Origin of the sequence: Enterobacter sp. CM29, assembly GCF_013179605.1 — a bacterium.
Classification (GTDB): Bacteria; Pseudomonadota; Gammaproteobacteria; order Enterobacterales; family Enterobacteriaceae; genus Enterobacter; species Enterobacter intestinihominis.
Map to the genome: position 1 here is coordinate 1 of NZ_JABMCU010000317.1, position 2,342 is coordinate 2,342.

Consider the following 2,342-nt stretch of genomic DNA (forward strand, 5'->3'; position numbering starts at 1 on the left):
TGTTAATGCTAGCGTTGAAGGGTGCCACCGTCTACGTTCAAATTATCTCAAAGCGCGGCGTAAGCTATTACTCCGAAAGGGGGCAGTCTCTTTTATTGATCTCGCGCATCCTGTATGATGCGTCCTGCTAACCTTATTAACGCTGGTACTACTCCCGCTCAACATGACCCTATTAGCACTCGGTATTAACCACAAAACGGCCCCGGTTTCACTGCGAGAACGCGTTACGTTTTCGCCGGATACGCTCGACCTGGCGCTGGATAGCCTGCTTGCACAGCCGATGGTGCAGGGTGGCGTGGTGCTGTCGACGTGCAACCGTACCGAGCTCTATTTAAGCGTGGAGGAGCAGGACAACCTGCACGAGGCGCTGATCCGCTGGCTATGTGACTATCACAACCTCAACGAAGAAGAGCTGCGCAACAGCCTGTACTGGCATCAGGATAACGATGCGGTCAGCCATCTGATGCGTGTGGCCAGCGGTCTGGATTCGCTGGTGCTGGGCGAGCCGCAGATCCTCGGCCAGGTGAAAAAAGCCTTCGCGGATTCCCAGAAAGGTCATCTGAAAGCCAGCGAACTGGAGCGAATGTTCCAGAAGTCATTCTCCGTGGCGAAGCGTGTGCGAACCGAAACCGACATTGGCGCCAGTGCGGTTTCGGTTGCTTTCGCGGCCTGTACTCTTGCCCGTCAAATCTTTGAATCGCTGTCGACCGTCACCGTACTGCTGGTGGGGGCGGGCGAAACCATCGAGCTGGTGGCGCGCCATCTTCGCGAACACAAGGTGAAGAAGATGATCATCGCTAACCGCACCCGCGAACGTGCGCAGGTGCTGGCAGATGAAGTGGGCGCTGAGGTGATTGCGCTGAGCGACATCGATGAACGTCTGAAAGAGGCGGACATTATTATCAGTTCTACCGCCAGCCCGCTGCCGATTATCGGGAAAGGGATGGTCGAGCGTGCGCTGAAATCCCGCCGCAATCAGCCGATGCTGCTGGTGGATATCGCCGTTCCGCGTGATGTCGAACCGGAAGTGGGCAAACTGGCGAACGCCTACCTGTACAGCGTGGATGACCTGCAAAGTATCATTTCGCACAACCTTGCCCAGCGTAAGGCGGCGGCTGTGCAGGCGGAAACCATCGTTGAACAGGAAACCAGCGAATTTATGGCCTGGCTGCGCGCGCAAAGCGTCAGCGAGACCATCCGCGAATACCGCGGTCAGGCGGAGCAGGTGCGTGATGACCTGACGGCCAAAGCGTTAGCGGCCCTTGAACAGGGCGGCGACGCGCAGGCGATTATGCAGGATTTAGCCTGGAAACTGACCAACCGCCTGATCCATGCCCCAACCAAATCTCTTCAGCAGGCTGCCCGTGACGGGGACGATGAACGCCTGACTATTCTGCGCAACAGCCTCGGGCTGGAATAGCGCCCTATACCCATTTTCTAAGACAAGGTGCATTTACGCCTATGAAGCCTTCTATCGTCGCTAAACTGGAAGCTCTGCACGAGCGCCATGAAGAAGTCCAGGCGCTGCTCGGCGATGCCGGGACCATTGCCGACCAGGAACGTTTTCGCGCGCTGTCGCGTGAATACGCGCAGTTAAGTGATGTTTCAAAATGCTTTACCGACTGGCGACAGGTCCAGGAAGATATCGAAACCGCGCAGATGATGCTCGACGATCCTGAAATGCGCGAGATGGCCCAGGAAGAGTTGCAGGACGCTAAAGCGCGGTCAGAAGAGATGGAGCAGCAGCTTCAGGTCCTTCTGCTGCCAAAAGATCCGGACGATGAGCGTAACGCTTTTGTGGAAGTCCGCGCCGGTACCGGCGGCGACGAAGCGGCGCTGTTCGCCGGAGATCTGTTCCGTATGTACAGCCGTTATGCGGAATCACGCCGCTGGCGCGTAGAGATCATGAGCGCCAACGAAGGCGAGCATGGCGGCTACAAAGAGGTTATCGCCAAAATCAGCGGCGACGGCGTTTATGGTCGGCTGAAGTTTGAATCCGGTGGTCACCGCGTGCAGCGTGTGCCTGCGACAGAATCTCAGGGACGCATTCACACTTCGGCCTGTACGGTGGCGGTCATGCCCGAGCTGCCGGAAGCGGAACTGCCGGATATCAACCCGGCGGATCTGCGCATCGACACCTTCCGCTCTTCAGGGGCGGGTGGTCAGCACGTTAACACCACCGACTCCGCTATCCGTATTACTCACCTGCCCACCGGGATTGTGGTTGAGTGTCAGGACGAGCGATCCCAGCACAAGAACAAAGCTAAGGCTTTATCCGTGCTGGGTGCCCGTATCCACGCGGCGGAAATGGCGAAACGCCAGCAGGCGGAAGCCTCTACCCG

The 2,342-nt window shown here is 57.7% G+C and carries 2 protein-coding genes; both read left to right on the plus strand.

The window, feature by feature from the left end; genetic code table 11:
* Positions 1–163 precede the first annotated feature (163 nt).
* On the plus strand, positions 164–1,420 hold the full coding sequence (hemA, locus tag HP459_RS22470) for a glutamyl-tRNA reductase (protein ID WP_003856666.1): 1,257 nt from the start codon (positions 164–166) through the stop codon (positions 1,418–1,420).
* Between the two features lie 41 nt (positions 1,421–1,461).
* A partial coding sequence (gene prfA, locus HP459_RS22475) for a peptide chain release factor 1 (RefSeq protein ID WP_171936880.1) occupies positions 1,462–2,342 on the plus strand: 881 nt, incomplete at its 3' end.